General features: G+C 71.0%; 13 protein-coding genes and 1 pseudogene. 7 read left to right on the forward strand and 7 right to left on the reverse strand.

Features of this window, described 5'->3' with window-relative positions; genetic code table 11:
• Window positions 1–140: 140 nt before the first annotated feature.
• Both IG08_RS60360 and IG08_RS0144125 read left to right on the forward strand, forming a co-directional pair.
• Window positions 141–314: a hypothetical protein gene (locus tag IG08_RS60360; RefSeq protein WP_158812343.1), complete on the forward strand. Its 174-nt coding sequence runs from the start codon at window positions 141–143 to the stop codon at window positions 312–314.
• A 107-nt stretch (window positions 315–421) separates the two neighbouring features.
• Entirely contained in the window at window positions 422–1,348 is a 927-nt protein-coding gene (locus IG08_RS0144125; protein WP_030617229.1) for a GNAT family N-acetyltransferase, read from the forward strand.
• 13 nt (window positions 1,349–1,361) lie between these two features.
• Here the strand turns inward: IG08_RS0144125 and IG08_RS0144130 are convergent, their stop codons facing one another.
• Both IG08_RS0144130 and IG08_RS0144135 read right to left on the reverse strand, forming a co-directional pair.
• On the reverse strand, window positions 1,362–2,543 hold the full coding sequence (locus tag IG08_RS0144130; RefSeq protein ID WP_030617232.1) for a serine hydrolase domain-containing protein: 1,182 nt from the start codon (window positions 2,541–2,543) through the stop codon (window positions 1,362–1,364).
• A 121-nt stretch (window positions 2,544–2,664) separates the two neighbouring features.
• Window positions 2,665–4,575 carry a DUF1996 domain-containing protein gene (locus IG08_RS0144135; RefSeq protein WP_030617235.1) on the reverse strand — a complete coding sequence of 637 codons (1,911 nt, stop codon included), beginning with the start codon at window positions 4,573–4,575 and terminating at the stop codon, window positions 2,665–2,667.
• Window positions 4,576–4,850: 275 nt separating this feature from the next.
• On the opposite strand from IG08_RS0144135, the gene IG08_RS0144140 reads away from it, so the two are divergent.
• Both IG08_RS0144140 and IG08_RS0144145 read left to right on the forward strand, forming a co-directional pair.
• Entirely contained in the window at window positions 4,851–5,291 is a 441-nt protein-coding gene (locus IG08_RS0144140) for an NUDIX hydrolase (RefSeq protein ID WP_030617239.1), read from the forward strand.
• Between the two features lie 63 nt (window positions 5,292–5,354).
• Window positions 5,355–6,035, forward strand: coding sequence for a lipoprotein (locus tag IG08_RS0144145; protein ID WP_030617242.1), 681 nt, complete (start codon window positions 5,355–5,357; stop codon window positions 6,033–6,035).
• A 53-nt stretch (window positions 6,036–6,088) separates the two neighbouring features.
• On the opposite strand, the gene IG08_RS0144150 is transcribed toward IG08_RS0144145, so the two are convergent.
• From IG08_RS0144150 to IG08_RS0144165, 4 genes are all read right to left on the reverse strand, one after another.
• Complete coding sequence (locus IG08_RS0144150; RefSeq protein WP_030617244.1) at window positions 6,089–7,417, reverse strand: glycoside hydrolase family 10 protein; 1,329 nt, start codon at window positions 7,415–7,417, stop codon at window positions 6,089–6,091.
• Between the two features lie 257 nt (window positions 7,418–7,674).
• Complete coding sequence (locus IG08_RS0144155) at window positions 7,675–8,307, reverse strand: SRPBCC family protein (RefSeq protein ID WP_030617247.1); 633 nt, start codon at window positions 8,305–8,307, stop codon at window positions 7,675–7,677.
• Window positions 8,300–8,662 (reverse strand): ArsR/SmtB family transcription factor, encoded by a 363-nt coding sequence (locus tag IG08_RS0144160; RefSeq protein WP_043456655.1) that lies wholly within the window; start codon window positions 8,660–8,662, stop codon window positions 8,300–8,302. Before IG08_RS0144160 ends, IG08_RS0144155 begins: the two co-directional genes overlap by 8 nt.
• Before the next feature lie 99 nt (window positions 8,663–8,761).
• Window positions 8,762–10,189, reverse strand: coding sequence for an alkaline phosphatase family protein (locus IG08_RS0144165; RefSeq protein WP_030617253.1), 1,428 nt, complete (start codon window positions 10,187–10,189; stop codon window positions 8,762–8,764).
• Window positions 10,190–10,658: 469 nt separating this feature from the next.
• Between IG08_RS0144165 and IG08_RS0144170 the strand changes: the two genes are divergently transcribed.
• The 3 genes from IG08_RS0144170 to IG08_RS0144180 all read left to right on the forward strand — a co-directional run bounded on the left by IG08_RS0144170 (window position 10,659) and on the right by IG08_RS0144180 (window position 17,600).
• A complete protein-coding gene (locus tag IG08_RS0144170) occupies window positions 10,659–13,178 on the forward strand; it encodes a SpoIIE family protein phosphatase (RefSeq protein WP_030617256.1) in 2,520 nt (839 codons plus the stop codon).
• Window positions 13,179–13,266: 88 nt separating this feature from the next.
• Window positions 13,267–16,053, forward strand: a complete 2,787-nt coding sequence (locus tag IG08_RS0144175) for a SpoIIE family protein phosphatase (protein WP_199821046.1) — start codon at window positions 13,267–13,269, stop codon at window positions 16,051–16,053.
• A 182-nt stretch (window positions 16,054–16,235) separates the two neighbouring features.
• On the forward strand, window positions 16,236–17,600 hold the full coding sequence (locus tag IG08_RS0144180) for an FAD-dependent oxidoreductase (RefSeq protein ID WP_030617261.1): 1,365 nt from the start codon (window positions 16,236–16,238) through the stop codon (window positions 17,598–17,600).
• Between the two features lie 125 nt (window positions 17,601–17,725).
• Here IG08_RS0144180 and IG08_RS61845 read toward each other — a convergent pair.
• Window positions 17,726–17,880 (reverse strand): annotated as a pseudogene (locus tag IG08_RS61845) (transposase); the annotation flags it as partial.

The following is a 17,880-nucleotide window of genomic DNA, read 5'->3' on the forward strand; positions in this document are numbered from 1 at the left end:
GTCGGCCCACATTGCGCATGCGAGGGGGCGGGATGCCGCGGTGTACGGGCCGCGGTTGCGGGCGTCTCCGGTGCGCGGGTTTCTGGCGTGGGGCGAGTTGAGCGGTGCGGCGTTGCGCCGGCTGCTGGGGTAGGCGGTTCGTGGTGGGGACCGGGTTGCCGGTCGCCGGGGGCGCCGAAACGCCCGGCGCGGGGACCTCCGAAGGAGTCGACGCGGGCACGTCCGAGGGCGTCGACGGCGACAGCGCCGGGGGCACCGGCGGAGATACGTCCGACTCGGCCGGTCTCACCGACGGAGTGGACGGGACCTCCTGAACCGGCGCGGACCCGCTCGCCGATCGGGTCCGCGTCGCCGCACGTACGCCGGCGCTACTCGGGAAACTCGTTTGCGGATGTCGGAACCGCCCCGGGACCCTGACCCCATGTCCCCTCTCCTGCGCCCTGCCGCTCTCACCGACGCCCCGGTCGTCACCGACCTCCTCAACGAGATCGACCGGATCGAGATCGGCCGGGCCGAGACTGATCTGCACACGGTGGAGGCCGACCTCAAGCATCCCGAGCTCGACCTCGAACGCGACTCCTGGCTCGCTTTCGAGGGACAACGGCTCGTGGCGTACGGACTGTTGTGGGACGACTCGCAGGGCGAGCGGATCGACGCAGACCACTATGTGCTGCCCGACCATCAGCGGGCCGGGGAACTCATTCTGGAGGCGATGGAGGCCAGGGCACTGGAGAAGGCGCGAGCCAACGGCGCGGAGCGGGCGGTGGTGCATCTGCACCTCAATGCGGAGCCCACGACCGACCTCGCGCTGCTCCGCGGGCGGGGCTGGTCCGTCGTACGGCGCTATCACGTGCTGCAGCGGGCTCTGCGGTCCGGTGAAGAGCCGGCTCCCCAGCCGCCCGCGGGGGTTCGGGTGCGGGCGTGCGGCAGCGAGGCGGACCGAGAGCGTGTGCACGCGTTGTACCAGTCCTCCTTCGCCGAGCACTTCGACTTCCAGCCGCGCGAGTACCGGCCGTGGCTGCACGACGTCGGCGCCGACCTGCTCGACTGGTCCCTGGTGTGGATCGTCGGCACCGAGGATCTCGGGGATGTGGGGTTCCTGATCGCCCGCGACGATCGCGAGGCCATGGGGTGGATCCGGAGCATCGGCGTCGTACGCGAGGCACGCGGCCGGCAGCTCGGCGGGCTTCTGCTGCGGCACGCCTTCGCGGCCTTCGCCGCCCGGGGCCGGGACACCGTCGGCCTCGGTGTGGACACCTCGAACGCGACCGGGGCCCCCGAGCTGTACGCGCGCAACGGAATGACCGTCCACTACGCGGTCGACACCTGGGAGATCGTGGTGAGTTGAGGACGGCGGCCGCTCAGTGGTCGCCGCGCAGCACCGCGCACACGAAGTTCTCCTGAATGGCGCGCAGCTTCCGCAGGCGTGGGGCGTCCCGGGACTCGTTGATCTGGCTGGTGACGGAGAACGTCAGGGAACGCCGGCCGTCCGGGGTCGCCGCGATCAGCTGCGTGTAGCCCGGGAAGTTGCCGGTGTGGCCCAGGACGACGCCGCACCGCGTCTCGTAGCGGAAGATCGCCAGTCCCGCGGTGTTGCGCCCAGGTCCGGCGGGTTCGGACGCGCCCTCGATCCACTGCCGCTGCTCCCGTACGACGTCCCTGCCGTAGAGCCGTCCGCCGGCGTAGCCGCGAACGAAGCGGGTCATGTCGGCGGGCGTGGAGACGATGCCTCCGGACGCCCACACGCCCGAGGCGCTGAGGATCTCGCTGACGTCCTCCGCGGGCGCGGGCGGGTCCACGTCGTAGCCGTGCAGGTAGGGCTCGGGCAGCCGGTAGCCCTGCGGAAGGCTGGTGGCGCGCAGGCGGAGCGGCGCGTCGACCAGCTTGCGCAGCAGTTCTTCGTACGGGGTGCGGGTGGCCGCTTCCGCCATCAGGGCGACGGCGATGTTGTCCGAGTTGGAATAGAGGTACCGGGAGCCCGGTGTGAAGCGCAGGGGCTCGTCGGCCACGTAGTCCAGCAGGCGGCGGGAGTCGAAGTGGTGGCGCGGGTCGGCTCTCAGCTCCTTCAGGAAGCCGGGGGCCTCTGAGAAGTCCGGCAGGCCACTGGTGTGGTTCAGGAGCTGGCGCAGGGTCACGTCACCCCAGGCTTCGGGCAGGCGTGGCAGGCGCTTGCGCAGGGTGTCGTCCAGGCGCAGGGCGCGGTGGTCGACCAGCGTGAGCGCCACGGCGCCGCTGAAGGCCTTGGCCGTGCTCGCGATGCGCATGTGGTCGTCGGCGTGGGGCGGCCGGCCCGTACGGAGATCGGCGACTCCGGCTCGTAGGACTCGGCTCTCCTTGCCGCGCCGCAGCACGGCGATGAGTCCGGGCGGGCCTCCCGGACTCCGTACGAACCGGTCGATCTGTTGCTGCAGCGCGTGGTCGCCGGCCGGTTCCGCTCCGCCATCGGCGGCATTGCCGACGGCGGCCGGGGCCAGTGCGGACAGACAGACCGCGACGACGGACACCGCCCGCAGTCGTGGCCGGAGGGTGTGACGGAGGGGCATCGAGGCTCCCGGGGGGGGTGGGCGATGTGGCAGATCAAGCTCACCGCCCGGGAAAGCCTCGTGCCCCTCGTGCTGCTGCATACGGCCCAGTGCATTCAGGGTGAACGCACGCCGGGCGCACTCACATGTGTCCGCGCCTGGTGCGCCGTAGCAGCAGGAAACCGGAGATGAGGAGGACCGCTCCGATCGCGGCCGGCCACAGCTGGGTGCCGGTCTCGGCGAGGCTGCCCTGGCTGCCCTGCGGTGCGGTCTCCGCACCGGCGGGAGGCTGCGCCACGGCACCGGTCGACTCGCTGTCGTCCTGAGGGCGGGTCCAGGGGGAAGGCGAGGCGATGCTCTGTGCGGGTGAGGGCGTCGTGTCGCTCTTGGGAGCGTCGTCGCCGGGCGGGGTGGAGGCCGGTGTGCCGGTCTCGGGCTGCGCGGTCGGCTCGCCGACGGAGCCGCCGGGCTGCGGCTCGTCGTTCCCGCCGGTCGGGGCCTCGGAGGTCGGTGTCGGCTGCTCCTGCGGCTCGTCGTCGGATCCGGGGTCCTCGTCCGAGCCGGAACCGGAGCCATTGTCCGGGCCCCCGCCGGAACCGGGCTCCTGGTCCGAGCCCGCGCCGCACTGGCGGCCGTCGTTGACGCAGTCGACCATCTCGCCCATGAGGTCTTCGTCGAAGACGTTGATGAAGTCGCCGTGGTCGGTGACGGGCTTGTGCTGCTGCTCGGGGAAGGAGTCCACGGCGAAGAGCGGCACGGTGCGGCCGCCGTCCTCGAGACTCGGGGCGTCGACGTCGTAGACGATGCGCTGCACGAGCTGCGGGATGGCCTGGAATCCGGCCGGGCAGGCGCCGTCCGCCTGGCCGAACGCCACATGCGTGCGGTGGTTGGCGCTGTCGATGTTGCGTCCGTCCCAGCAGCTCTGGAACCTGAACGTGCGGACCACGTCGCTGCCCTGCGGGCAGAGCGGGTACTTGTCCTTCAGCTGCCGGTCCTCGAAGCCGGTGCAGCTCCAGGACGCGTTGGCGTTGGCGGTTCCGTTGACGAACGCCTTGGCGTCGCCGGTGATGATGCGAAGCAGCCGCGGCATGGCCGTGACCTTGCTCTGCGGGTTGCCCACGAACGTGAGGGTCGCCTGCTCGGGCGTGACGATCTCACCGGCGTTGCCCTCGGTGGCGCCGCCGGGCGCGTTCGCGTCCTGCTCCTGTGTCCCGTTCTGCAGCCTCAACACGGGCCAGAAGTACGAGGACTTGTCGCCCTGGTCCACACAGCTGGTGTCGCCGTTGGCCAGGTCCTCGTCGCTCGCGAAGGCGTCGTTGGCCTGGTTGCCGACGTAGTCGTGGAAGTGGTGGGCGCCATTGGAGACACCCGGGGCGACGATCACGTTGTCCGAGTTGAACACGCCGTTCGCGTTCACGCCGCAGCTGGTGACGAAGGTGCCGCGGGAGGCGTCACCCTCGGGCGCCGGGTTCTGGACGTTCGGCTGGACGGTGGTGATGTCGGCGAAGTCGGCGGCGACGGGGCCGTTGCCGGCCTGCCCGCCGTTGCCCGACTGCTGCTCGTTCCCGCCCTGCTCGTCGTCGCCCTGTCCGTCCTCGCCTTGGTCGTTGCCCTGCTGCCCGTCCTGGGCGTCGTTCGCGTCGCCGTTCTGGTTCTCGGATGCGCGCAGTGTGCACGCGGCCAGGGCGTCGAGGCCTTCGGGGCGGGCTCCCACGCGGTCGAGGGCGGCGGCGATGCGTGCGATCGTCGCGGTCCGCTCCTCGTTCAGCGGATCGACGATCTCGCTGTCGCGCTCCGCCGCCCGCGCCGGATCCTGCAGTTGCTGGTAGGCGGCGGCTATCTGCTGGTCCAGCAGGGCCAGTTCCTTGTCGACGTCGGCCCTCGCGCCGTCCGGCACGGTCGTCAACGCGGTGCCGACGTCCGGGCAGTCGATCGTGGTTCCCCAGGCGGAAGAGGCTCCGTCGTCCGCCTGCCGGGTCGTGTAGGCGTCCGAGCCGCCTTCGGTCGCCGAGGCGTACACATTGGCAGCCACCAGCCCACCACCACCCAGCATCAGGGCTACTGCGGCAAAGGTCGCACGTCGTGCGCCTGTTGGGCGTCTGCGGTTGCTGCGTCCCACGGAAGTACTCCTGCGCGTGTCGGCCGTCCGGGCATGGAAATCCCTCGCCCCATACGGACGCGAGACCCCGAGTGTTCAACCGAATCAGAAATTCACAGCACCCTCATATGAGATTCGGGTGTCTTCGGACGCCTCCGGGCCCTTTCGGCGCCGTGGCCAGGCAATCCAGGCGCCGTGGAGCGCGAGCGGCTTCTGTCACTCTGTGCCGCATGACACACGAATCCGTGCCCGGAGTCGGCGACAGCGCCCCGGCCTCCTCCCTGACCGTGGCCGCCGCTGTGATCATCGACGCCGGCCGCCTGCTCGTCGTCAGCAAGAAGGCGGCGCCGGACGTCTACTACCTGCCGGGAGGCAAGCCCGATCCGGGCGAGACCCTGGAGGCGGCGCTGCTGCGCGAGCTGCGGGAGGAGCTCGGTCTCGTTCCCGTCGACTGGCGTCTCCTGCAGGTGGTCGAGGCGGTCGCGGCGCTCGAGGGGGTTCCGATGACGATGACGGTGTACGAGACGACCATCGCCGGCGTTCCGCGCCCCGCCGCCGAGTTGGCGAGCATGCGCTGGGTGACGGGACGCGAGGCCGATCTCACGCTGGCGCCCGCGGTGCGGGACCATGTCGTGCCGCTGCTCCGCTCCAGGAACGCCCTGGCTGCATGACCCCTTTCTCCCCCGCCTACTCTGACGGTTCTGAGATTCGCTGTTCGAAGGGGAGAGACTGCAATGCAGGTCAGGGTGGGGAACACCTGGCGCCCATGGGCCCATGTGGCGCTGTTGGCGGGTGTGTTGACGGGGTGCTCGGAGGCCTCTGAGGGGGAGGCGGAAACCTCTTCCCGTACGTCGGCCACGGCTGATGCGAGCGGTCGGAGCGACGGGAAGGCCCGAAGCGGGGGCACCATCGGTGCCGCCGGCTCGGCGTGCGAACTCCCCGTCACCTTCGACATCGCCGAGGACTGGACGGCTGAGGCGGTCGAGAACAGTCCCTCCTCGGACGGCACCGGGGAGACGGAGGACGAACTCGCCGACCTCGTCCTGCGTCAGGGACCGGTCGCCCTCGTGTGCGAGGTCGACGCCAAGCCCGCGGGCAACATCGGCTACCTCCGCGTGTGGACCGGCGAGCCGGGCGACGCCGACGCGCGCACGGTGCTGGAGGAGTTCGTGGCGGCCGAGGGCGATGTGAGCAAGGAGCAGTACCGCTCGTTCCAGACGGGGGATCTCAAGGGTGTGGAGGTGGATTACCTCTACACCAGCGAGCTTCTGGAGGAGACGCAGCAGGAGACCGCGCTCGCCGTCACCACGCCGCAGGGCCCGGTCGTCCTCCATCTCGGCGGGCTGGACAGCGAGGAGCACGAGGCGATGCTCCCGGCGTTCGAGCTCGCGAAGAGCAGTCTGAGCGTCGGTTAGGTGCCGTGCCCGGCACCACGGGTCGGTGCCGGGCACGATGTGTCGCCGAGCGGTCAGGACGCCGTACAGGAACCGACCGTGGGGGCCGCGGTGTTGCCGTTCGTCATGACGGTGAACCCGAAGCTGGTCGAGGCTCCGGCGGCGAGGGTGCCGTTGCCGTTCGGCTTCATGGTCATGACGTTGCCGCTGCTGTCCCAGGTGGGCGTGCCGTTCCAGGTCGCGGAGATCTTCTGGGGGGACGTCACGGTGACGGTCGTGGTCCAGGTGCTGATCGCGGAACTGCCCGCGGTGACGGTCACCTTGCCGTTGAAGCGGTCGCTCCACTCCTCCTGCTTGCTGTACGACACGGAGCAGGCCGCCGTACCGCCACCGCCGGAGCTGGAACCGCCGAGCGCCGTCAGTACGGCCGTGTAGGCGGCCTTCTTGGCGTAGTTGCCGTCGAACAGCAACGGTGTGCCGCTGGCGCGCCACGAGTACTTGTCGGTGACGCCCCACACGGTGATGCCGGTGCAGCGGGAGACGGCCAGGCAGGCCTTCACGACGTTGCTGTAGCTGGTGGCCTGGGCCGTGCCGGAGCCCTCGATGTCCAGCTCGGTGATCTGCACGTCGACGCCGAGGTCGGCGAAGCGCTGCAGGTTGGCCTGGTAGTCGGAGGGGACCGGGGAGGCGCTGTTGAAGTGGGACTGGAAGCCGACGCAGTCGATGGGCACGCCGCGTGCCTTGAAGTCCTTGACCAGGTTGTAGACGGCGGTGCTCTTCGCGTTGACGCCGTCGGTGTTGTAGTCGTTGTAGCAGAGCTTGGCGGCCGGGTCGGCGGTGCGGGCGGTGCGGAAGGCCTCCTCGATGAAGCCGTTGCCGAGCTTGTCCTGGAAGGGTGAGCTGCGGCGGGCGCCGCTGCTGCCGTCCTGGAAGGCCTCGTTGACGACGTCCCAGGAGTGGATCTTGCCCTTGTAGTGGGTCATGACCTGGGTGATGTGGTTGTTCATCGCCGTTCTGAGGTCGGCGGCGGCGAGACCCGAGACCCAGCTCGGCAGCTGGGAGTGCCACACCAGTGTGTGGCCGCGGATCTTCATGCCCTTGCTCTGTGCGTGGCTGACGATCTGGTCGGCGGCCGTGAAGTTGAACGAGTTGCGGGTGCTCTCGACGGCGTCCCACTTCATCTCGTTCTCGGGCGTGACCGAGTTGAACTCGGTGTCGAGCGTGGAGACGTACGCGGCTTCGCCGAGGTGGTTCGCGGCGACCGCGGCGCCGAAGTAGCGGCCCTTCTCCGCTGCTGCGGCGCCGAGGGTACTGGCGGCTTCGGCGGTGCCGGACAGGACGCTGAGGCCGGTCGCGGCGAGGAGGCCGGCCATGCCGAGGACCAGGGACTTGCGGGTGACCATCTCGTCCCCCTTCTTCCGGTGGTGGGGTCTGCTGAGGGTTCGAAAGTTTCGAACCAATTCCGGAATTGCGCGGCAGACCCTACGAGCGGTGTCCCACAGCGTCAACGGAGTGCGTCATGGTCCATCGCAATTGGCCAAAGGAGACCCAATGGGAAGCGACGGTCTCGCGACGCCTCTTGCGTTACCGGCTCGCCCCGCTTAGATTCGGCGAACATTCGCCTACAGCTTCGAATGTTTCGAAGCCTCTGCGCCGAGACCTACGAGCCCGTATAGGCCCCGATCGTCGCCGCGGTCGTGGCCGCCACCGTCTCCGCGTCGGCACCCGAGGCGGCGTACGCGGCACCCCATTCCTCGCCCGACCTGGTCATGTACTGCTTTGCCTCGGGGGAGTTCTGCCAGGCCTCGGCGTCCCCCTTGGTGATGTCGCCGCCCGCGAGGTGTTCGCCGAGGCCGAGGAAGGCCAGGTCCCAGCCGATACCGACCGCCCCGGGCCCGAACTGCCCCCAGAACTCCTCCGGCACCACGGCCACATGCTCCAGTTCGAGCACCGTCCGCTCCTCACCCTCCGGGGCGAGGCGCAGCTCGACCTCGCTGAAGCCCGGGTCCGGTCCGTACAGCCAGCTCACCCGCAGCCGCGTCGGCTCGGTGCACTCGAGGATCTCGCCGCCCGCATTGCCCTCGAGCTGGTAGCGGCCGCCGACCTTGAACTCGCCGCTCACCGGCAGGAACCACCGCGGGATCCGCTCGGGCGAGGTCACCGCGTCCCACACGTCGGCGACTTCGGCGTCGTAGGTCCGGCGCAGCAGCACCGTGCGGGCCTCGCCCGCCTCGACCTGCCGGATGCCGACTTCCCGGTGCAGCCGGTTGATCTCGTCGACGATGTCACTCATCGCCGGCTCCTTCCTCTCTCAGTCTGCGTTCGCGCCTGCCTCGCGCGAGTTCCGTCCCGAGCGCGTCGAGCCGCTGCTCCCAGAAGCCCCGGAACCTGTCCAGCCAGGCGTCCACCTCGCGCAGCGGGGCGGCCTCGACGGCGTACAACCGGCGGGTCCCCTCCGCCCGGACGGACGCGAAGCCGCTCTCCCGCAGCACCCGCAGGTGCTGCGACACGGCCGGCTGGGAGATCCCGAACTCCTGACGGATGACGGCGCTGACCTCGCCCGACGCCTGCTCGCCCGAGGCGAGCAGCTCCAATATCCGGCGCCTGACCGGATCCCCGAGTACGTCGAAGGCGTGCACGTGACCCACTGTGCCACCGCTCGCTTATATAAGGCAAGGCTTAAACAGGACGCCGGTGCCGCGCAGAGAGCAGAGAGAGGTTGTGCGGCCCCGGGTCGTCCTTCGGTCTCACACGTGCGGCCGGTGCCCCCGCTCCTGGCGCGGGAAGGTCTGGTCCGCTCCCGGCAGCGTGGGCTTCGGCAGGGTGGCCACCTCCTCCTTCGCCTTCTCCAGCTGCTCCGCCGTGTCGTCGGGCAGGCGGGGCGGGCGCGGGCGGGTGTCCGCGAAGCGGAAGGCGGAGGAAAGGTCACCGAAGGCCGAGCGCCGCCAGTCGCTGACGTTCGGTTCGCCGACGCCCGTGAACCGCTCCAGGAACTGCAGGGCGGAGGTGTGGTCGAAGGCTTCGGAGGCGACCCAACCGCCCACCGTCCAGGGCGAGATGATGATGGCCGGGACACGGAAGCCGCCGCCGATCGGCAGCCCCTGGACGAACTCGTCCGGCGTGCCCGCGGGCGGGGTCGGCGGGGCCACGTGGTCGAACAGGCCGTCGTTCTCGTCGTAGTTGAGGATGAACGCGGTCTTGCGCCACACCTTGGGGTTCGAGGCGATCGCCTCGATCTTCGACGCCACGAAGTCGGCGCCCGCGGCCGGGAGATAGTCGGGGTGCTCCGACTGGTAGCTGGTCGGCATGATCCACGACACCGCCGGGAGACGGTCGTTGCGTGCATCGTCCTCGAAGGTGCCCTCCGGCTGCGGCCGCACGCCCCGCTCGTACAGGTCGGAGCCGGGCTGCGCGTTCTTGAACGTCGCGAACTGCTCCAGCATGTTGCAGCCGTAGTCGTCGTCCTGCTGGTACACCTTCCAGCTGACACCGGCCGCCTGCAGCCTTTCGGCGTACGTCGTCCAGCGGTACGGCGTCGGAGCGACGTTGCTGAGGATGGGACCGCCCTGCGTGCCGCCGGGGTCGATGCTGCCGGTCATCCACATCAGGCGGTTCGGCCAGGTCGGGCCGAACACCGAGCAGAAGTAGTTGTCGCAGACGGTGAAGGTCTCGGCGAGGGCGAACTGGAACGGGATGTCCTCGCGCGTGTAATAGCCCATCACGTACGGGCCGTTGACGCCGTCGGCCTTGCGGTGCGCCGGCAGCCACTGGTCCATCTTGCCGCCGTTCCACGCCTCGTGCTGCACGGACCAGGCGTGCGAGGTGGACGGGATGGCCTGCGCGCTCGACGTGTGGGTGTCGAGGTGGAAGGGCAGGAGGTAGCCCTTGGGGTTCTCGGCGTCCGGCTGGTAGAAGACGGACCGTCCGTTGTCGAGCCGCAGCGCGTCCGGGTCGGCGAAGCCGCGGACGCCGGACAGCGTGCCGAAGTAGTGGTCGAACGACCTGTTCTCCTGCATCAGCAGGACGACGTGCTCGATGTCCTGCAGCGAACTGTGCCTGGGCGGTTCGGCCGCGACGGCCTTCTGCACACTGGGCGGGAGGAGGGAGAGTGCCGCGGCGCCGCCCAGCGCCCCCGCGGCGGAGCCCAGGAGTCTACGACGAGTCAACTCGGCCATGATTGCCCCTTCTTGAGCGGAGAGAAGCTCTTCTCGGTGGCGGTCGGCCCGCGTTGAGAAGCGGACCGCCGATCACTCTCCGCCCGGCCCGGCGCAGGGCATCAGGGGCACGTGATGAACATGTGGCCAACGCGCGGAAAGGGGTTGGCCAAGCCATGACCTGCGTGGTCGCGTCGTTGCCGGGGGGTTGCCCCGCCTTGGGAGAAAGGCGGCGGCTTCATGGATCGGAGGGCCCGACGGCTTCGCGCGGCGGCCCGCCTTTCCTGGCCGGGACGCGGCTCGGTCCGCGCGCTTCCCGGCATTCGGGCGGCCGGTCGCCTCATCCCCGAGAGCGGATGCCTGTGCGCACCCGTCCCGTGAGAGCGCGGCCGTATACACGCGATCTCGCCCGTCCAGGTGCGGTCGGGGCCCCTGGTGGCGCATTCTTGCTGTGTCGCCCGCGTGACGGCGTATGGACGAGGTAGGGCCGATGACTGGGAGCGTCGAGGACGCACACCCGACGCCCGGGCGGCTGGCGGCGTTGCTGATCGACGCCTCGACGGAGGCGATCAGCACGGCCGGCGGCCACGCGGGAGGGGTCTATCTGCGCTCCGGCACGCCCGGACTGCTACGGCTGGCCGTGCTCTCGGGGCTGCCGGGACCTTTGTTCCGCCCCTGGTGGCGGCTGCACACGGACAGCCCTTTCCCGGTAGCGGACGCCTATCGGCTGGGCGTGCAGGTGGTGCTTCCGAACGCCACGGAGACGATGCGCCGCTACCCCCAGTTCGCGGCCGGTCTGCCGTTCCAGTTCGGGTCCCTGTACGTGCCGGTCGTGAGCGGATCGACGACCTTCGGCGTGCTGACCGTGCTGCGCCCGGCCGTCGCGGACGCCGCCGAGGTGCTGCCCGACCGAGATCGCGTGGTGCGGCTGGCCCAGGATCTGGGGGCGGCCCTGCGGGGCCTGGAGGACGGGGATGCGCCCCCGGTCGCCTGGGACGGCGAGCCCCTGTGCCTGCGGCCGCCGTCCACTCCCCCGTCGGTCGGGCGCATCGGGCGTTTCGCCTGGGATCCGGGCACGGCCGTCCTGACCCTGGACGAGGATCTGCAGGCCCTGCTGGGCGTGGCGCCGACGCAGTGCGCCGGAACCGCGGAGGCGTTCGCGGACGCCGTGGCGCCCTCCGACGCGCACCGGATCCTGGCCGCGCTGCAGGAGACGTCCGGCGGGCGCCCGCCACCGCTGCCCCTGTATCTGCGGGCCGCGGACGGGGCGCTCCGGCTGCTGGACCTCTGGAGCGCCTACGAGCCGCCCGCCAAGCCGGCGGTGCGGGGCATCGTCCATGATCCGGGACCCGGCGCCACGGCCGACGCGGCGGCCGACCTGCTCCCGGACGGCGTGTTCTGCCTGGACCGGCTGGGACTCGTCGTCTACGCCAATCCCCGCGCCGCACAGCTTCTGGGCGTGCCCCGCGCCGAGCTCGTCGGCCGTGCCCTGTGGGAGGCCGTGCCGTGGCTCGCCCGGCCCGACTTCGAGGACCATCTGCGGGCGGCCCTGCTGTCACCGGATCCGGTGCACTTCCATGCCGTACGGCCTGCCGCGCACGCCCCCGAGTCCGCGCCGCGGCCGTACGAGGGCGACTGGCTGGCCCTGTCCGTCCATCCCGGTCCCGACCGGCTGACCTGCACGGTCCGCCCCGCCAGTCGCGTCGCGAACGGTCCTGCCGACGCGTCCGGGCACGAGGCGGCCGAGGTCGCCGAGGCGCCGGAGTCCGGCCTGGTCACGCCCGGTGTCACCTCGTCCCGCTACCGGCCCATCATCCTCGCCATCGCCCTGACGGAGGCGGCCACCGCGCGGCAGGTGTCCGCCGTGGTGATGCGTGAGCTGCTGCCCGCCTTCGGCGGCCGCCGGCTCGCGATCTACCTGCTCCAGGAACGGCATCTGTACCTGGCGTGGGAGACCGGCTTCCCGAAGGGGTTCCTCGCGCCCTTCGAGGGCGTCGGGCTGGACGCGCGGCTACCCGGCGTCGAGACCCTCACCACCGGCCGCCCGATGTTCTTCGACTCGATGGAGCAACTGACCACCGCCTATCCCGGGATCGCGCTGGACGCTACCGAGGGCGCCCGTGCCTTCCTGCCGCTGATCGCCTCCGGGCGGCCGGTCGGCTCCTGCATCCTCGGCTTCGACCGCCCCCGCAGGTTCAGCACCGAGGAACGCACGGTGCTCACCGCGCTGGCCGGGCTCATCGCCCACGCCATGGAGAAAGCGCAGCGCTACGAGACCGAGACCGCGCTCGCCCGCGGCCTGCAGCAGGCCCTCCTCCCCCGGCGGCTGTCGGCGCACCCACAGGTGGAGACGGCAGGGCGCTATCTGCCGGGGACCGAGGGCATGGACGTCGGCGGGGACTGGTACGACGTCGTCGAGGCCGGCGACGGCCTGGCCCTGGTCATCGGCGACGTACAGGGGCACGGGGTGCAGGCGGCGGCCACGATGGGTCAACTCCGTACCGCGGTCCGGGCCTTCGCGCTCGGCGACCGGCCGCCGGACGAGGTCATGAGCAACACCAACCATCTCCTCGTCGACCTCGATCCCGGCCTGTTCGCGAGCTGCTGCTACATCCGGCTGGACCCCGGAACCGGGCTGGCCCTGGCGGTCCGGGCCGGGCACCCACCGCCGCTGCTACGCCGCGCGGACGGCCGCACCACGGTCCTGGACCTGCCCGGCGGGGTCGTGCTCGGCGTGGACCCGCGCGCCCGCTATCCCGTGACGGAGCTGCAGATGGAGCCCGGTGCCATCCTGGCGCTCTACACGGACGGACTGGTCGAACGGCCCGGCGGCGACATCGACGAGGGCATCACCGCGCTGCGCGTGGCGCTGGCCAAGGCCGGGGCGCCCGCCGCGCGCCCGGGCGGCCGTTCGCTCGCGGGAGTGGCCGACCGGCTCACCGCGATCGCCCGGCACGCCCTGGACCGGCCCGACGACATCGCACTGCTGCTCGCCACCCGGCGCTCGTGAGATCCGCGGCCTGGCCGGCCTGTCGATGATCTGTCACGCCGTGTGACGCCTCTCGCCTCCTGAGGCCCGGCAGTGTAGACATGGGCTCATGGTCCGACTCTTGGGTCGATCCGGGGCCCGGTCGACCCTTCGCTCCGGCGGTCTGCGCGCGCGGCGCGCGCCCGATCGCGCCCAAGAGGCCCAAGTGCCGGGCGCCTCGTCGACCCGAGTACAACGGGATGCGGGTCGGTCGCGGCGGACGCCCGCAGCCCCCCTGCGGTCGGCACTCGGCGGCCGCAGCGTGGCCGGGCAGGTGTTCGTCCTCCAAGTGGTGATCGTGCTGCTGCTGGTCGTGGCCGCCGTGGTCGCTCTCGTGCTGCAGGTGCGGCACGACGCCACGACGGAGGCACGCAACCGCTCGGTCGCCGTGGCCGAGGCCTTCGCCAACGCACCGGGCACCATCGAGGCGTTGCGCAGCCCCGACCCCTCGGCGGTCCTGCAGCCTCGCGCCGAAGCCGCCCGTGAGGCGACGGAGGTGGACTTCATCGTCGTCATGAACACCGACGGGATCCGCTACACCCATCCCAAGCCGGACCGCATCGGCAAGAAGTTCGTCGGGACCATCGCCCCCGCCCTGGCCGGTCAGGTCGTGACCGAGGACATCACGGGCACCATCGGGCCGCTGGTGCAGGCCGTGGTTCCGATCAAGGACGACGACGGGAAGGTCGTGGGCCTGGTGTCGGCCGGCATCACGACCGCGAACCTGGGCGGCACCGCCGACCGGCAACTGCCGCTGCTCCTGCTCGCCGCCGCCGTGGGACTCGCCCTGGCCACGGGCGGCACGGCGCTGGTGAGCAGACGGCTGCTGCGTCAGACGCACGGACTGGGCCCGCACGAGATGACGCGCATGTACGAGCACCACGACGCCGTGCTGCACGCCGTGCGCGAAGGCGTCCTCATCGTCGACGGCGAGGGCCGGCTGCTGCTCGCCAACGACGAGGCGCACCGGCTGCTCGACCTGCCCGCCGACGCCGAGGGCCGGCATGCCCTCGACCTCGGCCTCGCCCCCGACACGGCCGGCCTGCTGGCCTCCGGCCGGGTCGCCACCGACGAGGTGCACCGGGTCAAGGACCGGCTCCTCGCGGTCAACCAGCGGCCCACGGACATCCAGGGCGGCCCGCCGGGCAGCGTCGCCACGCTGCGCGACTCGACGGAGCTGCGCGCCCTGTCCGGCCGGGCCGAGACTGCGCGCGAACGCCTCGACATGCTGTACGACGCCGGGGTGGGCATCGGCACGAGCCTGGACGTCACCCGCACCGCGGAGGAGCTGGCGGAGCTGGCCGTTCCGCGGTTCGCGGACTTCGCCACCGTCGACCTCTTCGACGCCGTGCTCAGCGGCGGACAGCCCGAGGCGGCGACCACCCTGCGCCGTGCCGCGTTCAGCGGGATCCGCAAGGACGCCCCGCTCTACCAGGTCGGCGAGCAGATCCGCCTGGTCGACTCCACTCCGCAGGCCCGCAGCCTCAGCAGCGGCCAGGCGGTCGTCGAGCCACACCTCACCGAGGCCCGCGGCTGGCGCGCCCAGGACCTCGAGCGCTCCGCGCAGATCGTGGAGTACGGCATCCACTCGCTGATCGCCGTGCCGCTGCGCGCGGGCAGCCTGGTCCTCGGCGTGGTCAACTTCTGGCGCTCCGAGAAGCCGAACCCCTTCGACACGGACGAGGTGGCCCTCGCCGAGGAACTGGTCGCCCGCGCCGCGGTCTCCATCGACAACGCCCGCCGCTACACCCGCGAACACACCATGGCGGTGACGCTGCAGCGCAGTCTGCTGCCCCGCAACCTGCCCGAGCAGGACGCCCTGGACATCGCCTACCGCTACCTGCCCGCACAGGCCGGCGTGGGCGGCGACTGGTTCGACGTACTGCCACTGTCCGGCGCCCGCGTCGCCCTCGTGGTCGGCGACGTCGTCGGCCACGGCCTGCACGCCGCCGCCACCATGGGACGACTGCGCACCGCGGTGCACAACTTCTCCGCCCTCGACCTGCCGCCCGACGAACTCCTCTCCCTGCTCGACGAGTTGGTCGCACGCATCGACCAGGACGAGACGGAGGACGACGGCAACGCACCCGTCACCGGCGCGACCTGCCTGTACGCGATCTACGACCCGGTGTCGCGGCTGTGCACGATCGCCCGCGCCGGGCATCCGCCGCCCGCCCTCGTCCACCCCGACGGCAGCGTCGAGTTCCCCGACGTGCCCGCCGGTCCCCCGCTGGGCCTGGGCGGCCTGCCGTTCGAGACGGCCGACCTCGAACTCGCCGAGGGCAGCCGTCTCGTCCTCTACACCGACGGGCTCGTCGAGGACCGGGAACGGGACATCGACGTCGGCCTCGAAATGCTGCGCTCGGCGCTGGAGGGGGCCGGCCGGTCTCCCGAGGACACCTGCCAGGCCGTACTCGACGCCCGGCTTCCGGCCCGGGCCACCGACGACATCGCGCTGATCGTGGCCCACACCCGGGCGCTGGCCCCCGACCGGTTCGCCGAGTGGCAGGTGCCCGCCGATCCGGCCGCCGTCGCGGAGGTGCGCGCCCGGGTGACCCGGCAGCTGGCCCAATGGGAGCTGGACGACCTCTCGTTCACGACCGAGCTGATCCTCAGCGAGCTCGTCACCAACGCGATCCGGTACGGCGGGGACCCCATCCACGTCCGTGTCCTGTACGGCCGCAGCCTGATCTGCGAGGTCTTCGACAGCAGCAGCACCTCGCCACATCTGCGGTACGCGGCGATGACGGACGAGGGCGGACGCGGCCTGTTCCTCGTCGCCCAGCTCGCCGAGCGCTGGGGCACCCGGTACACACCGGCGGGCAAGGTGATCTGGGCGGAGCAGAACCTGCCGTAGTCGCGGAGCAGTCCCTGCCTCGGCTCGGTGCGCCCGGCCGAAGATCGGTGTGCCCGGCCGACGGGGCACAAGTCATAAGCTCGGTTTATGAGGTCATTGATCGGACCCGCGTACTGACTTAGGGCTGCCTTAGTTTAGGCTTCCGTCGAGTCGATCTATCGCCACTCGAAGGGAACCTGATCATGCCCCGCCCCCTGCGGGTAGCCATCGTCGGAGCCGGCCCCGCCGGGATCTACGCCGCCGACGCGCTGCTCAAGTCCGATGTGGCCACCGAACCCGGTGTCTCCATCGACCTCTTCGAGCGGATGCCGGCCCCGTTCGGACTGATCCGTTACGGCGTGGCCCCGGACCACCCCCGGATCAAGGGCATCATCACAGCCCTCCACCAGGTGCTCGACAAGCCGCAGATACGCCTCTTCGGCAATGTCGACTACCCGACCGACATCAACCTGGACGACCTGCGCGCGTTCTACGACGCCGTGGTCTTCTCCACGGGCGCGACGGCCGACCGCGAACTGCGGATCCCGGGCATCGAGCTCGACGGCTCGTACGGCGCGGCGGACTTCGTCTCCTGGTACGACGGTCACCCGGACGTGCCGCGCACCTGGCCTCTGGAGGCCGAGAAGGTCGCCGTCCTCGGCGTCGGCAACGTCGCACTCGACGTGGCGCGCATCCTCGCCAAGACCGCCGACGAGCTGCTCCCGACGGAGATCCCGCCGAACGTCCACGAGGGGCTCAAGGCCAACAAGGCCCTGGAGGTCCACGTGTTCGGCCGCCGTGGCCCGGCGCAGGCGAAGTTCTCCCCGATGGAGCTGCGGGAGCTGGACCACTCCCCCAACATCGAGGTCATCGTCGACCCCGAGGACATCGACTACGACGAGGGCTCGATCGAGACCCGGCGCGGCAACAAGCAGGCCGACATGGTCGCCAAGACCCTGGAGAACTGGGCGATCCGCGACGTCGGCGACCGCCCGCACAAGCTGTACCTGCACTTCTTCGAGTCGCCCACCGAGATCCTCGGCGAGGACGGCAAGGTGGTCGGCCTGCGCACCGAGCGCACCGCCCTCGACGGCACCGGCAACGTCAAGGGCACCGGCGAGTTCAAGGACTGGGACGTCACCGGGATCTACCGCGCGGTCGGCTACCTCTCCGACAAGCTCCCCAAGCTGCCCTGGGACATCGACTCGGGCACGGTCCCGGACGAGGGCGGCCGGGTCATCCAGGAGAGCGGCGAGCACCTGCAGTCGACGTACGTCACCGGCTGGATCCGGCGCGGCCCCGTGGGCCTCATCGGCCACACCAAGGGCGACGCCAACGAGACGGTCTCGAACCTGCTGAACGACCACGCGAACGGCCGTCTGCAGACCCCCGCCTCGCCCGAACCCGAGGCCGTGGACGCGTTCCTCGCCGAGCGGGACGTCCGCTTCACCACCTGGGAGGGCTGGTACAAGCTGGACGCCGCCGAGAAGGCGCTGGGCGAGCCGCAGGGCCGTGAGCGCGTGAAGCTCGTCGAGCGTGAGGACATGCTCCGCGAGAGCGGCGCCTGACGTAACGGACGCCGGTCGTGCCGCGCCGCCGAGGCTGCGCGGTACGGCCGGCGTTCTGTGTCCGCGGGAGCGGCGGGGCGGGCTTGCGCGACGGCAGGTACCTCCGCCGGTCCGTGGAACCGTTCCTAAAGACTGAGCGGGGGTGAGTCCTGTTGCCAGGAGTCATGCTCAGCCGAACGCCCCGAACGGTGTTGGGCGTTCTGGTTGCCCGCGTTCGCTCCACGGTCCGGCGGCACGGATCGTGTCCGTGGTCCGGGAACGGGAGGGCGGGGTCCCTCAC

The sequence above is a fragment of the Streptomyces fulvoviolaceus genome, from assembly GCF_000718165.1.
Classification (GTDB): Bacteria; Actinomycetota; Actinomycetes; order Streptomycetales; family Streptomycetaceae; genus Streptomyces; species Streptomyces fulvoviolaceus.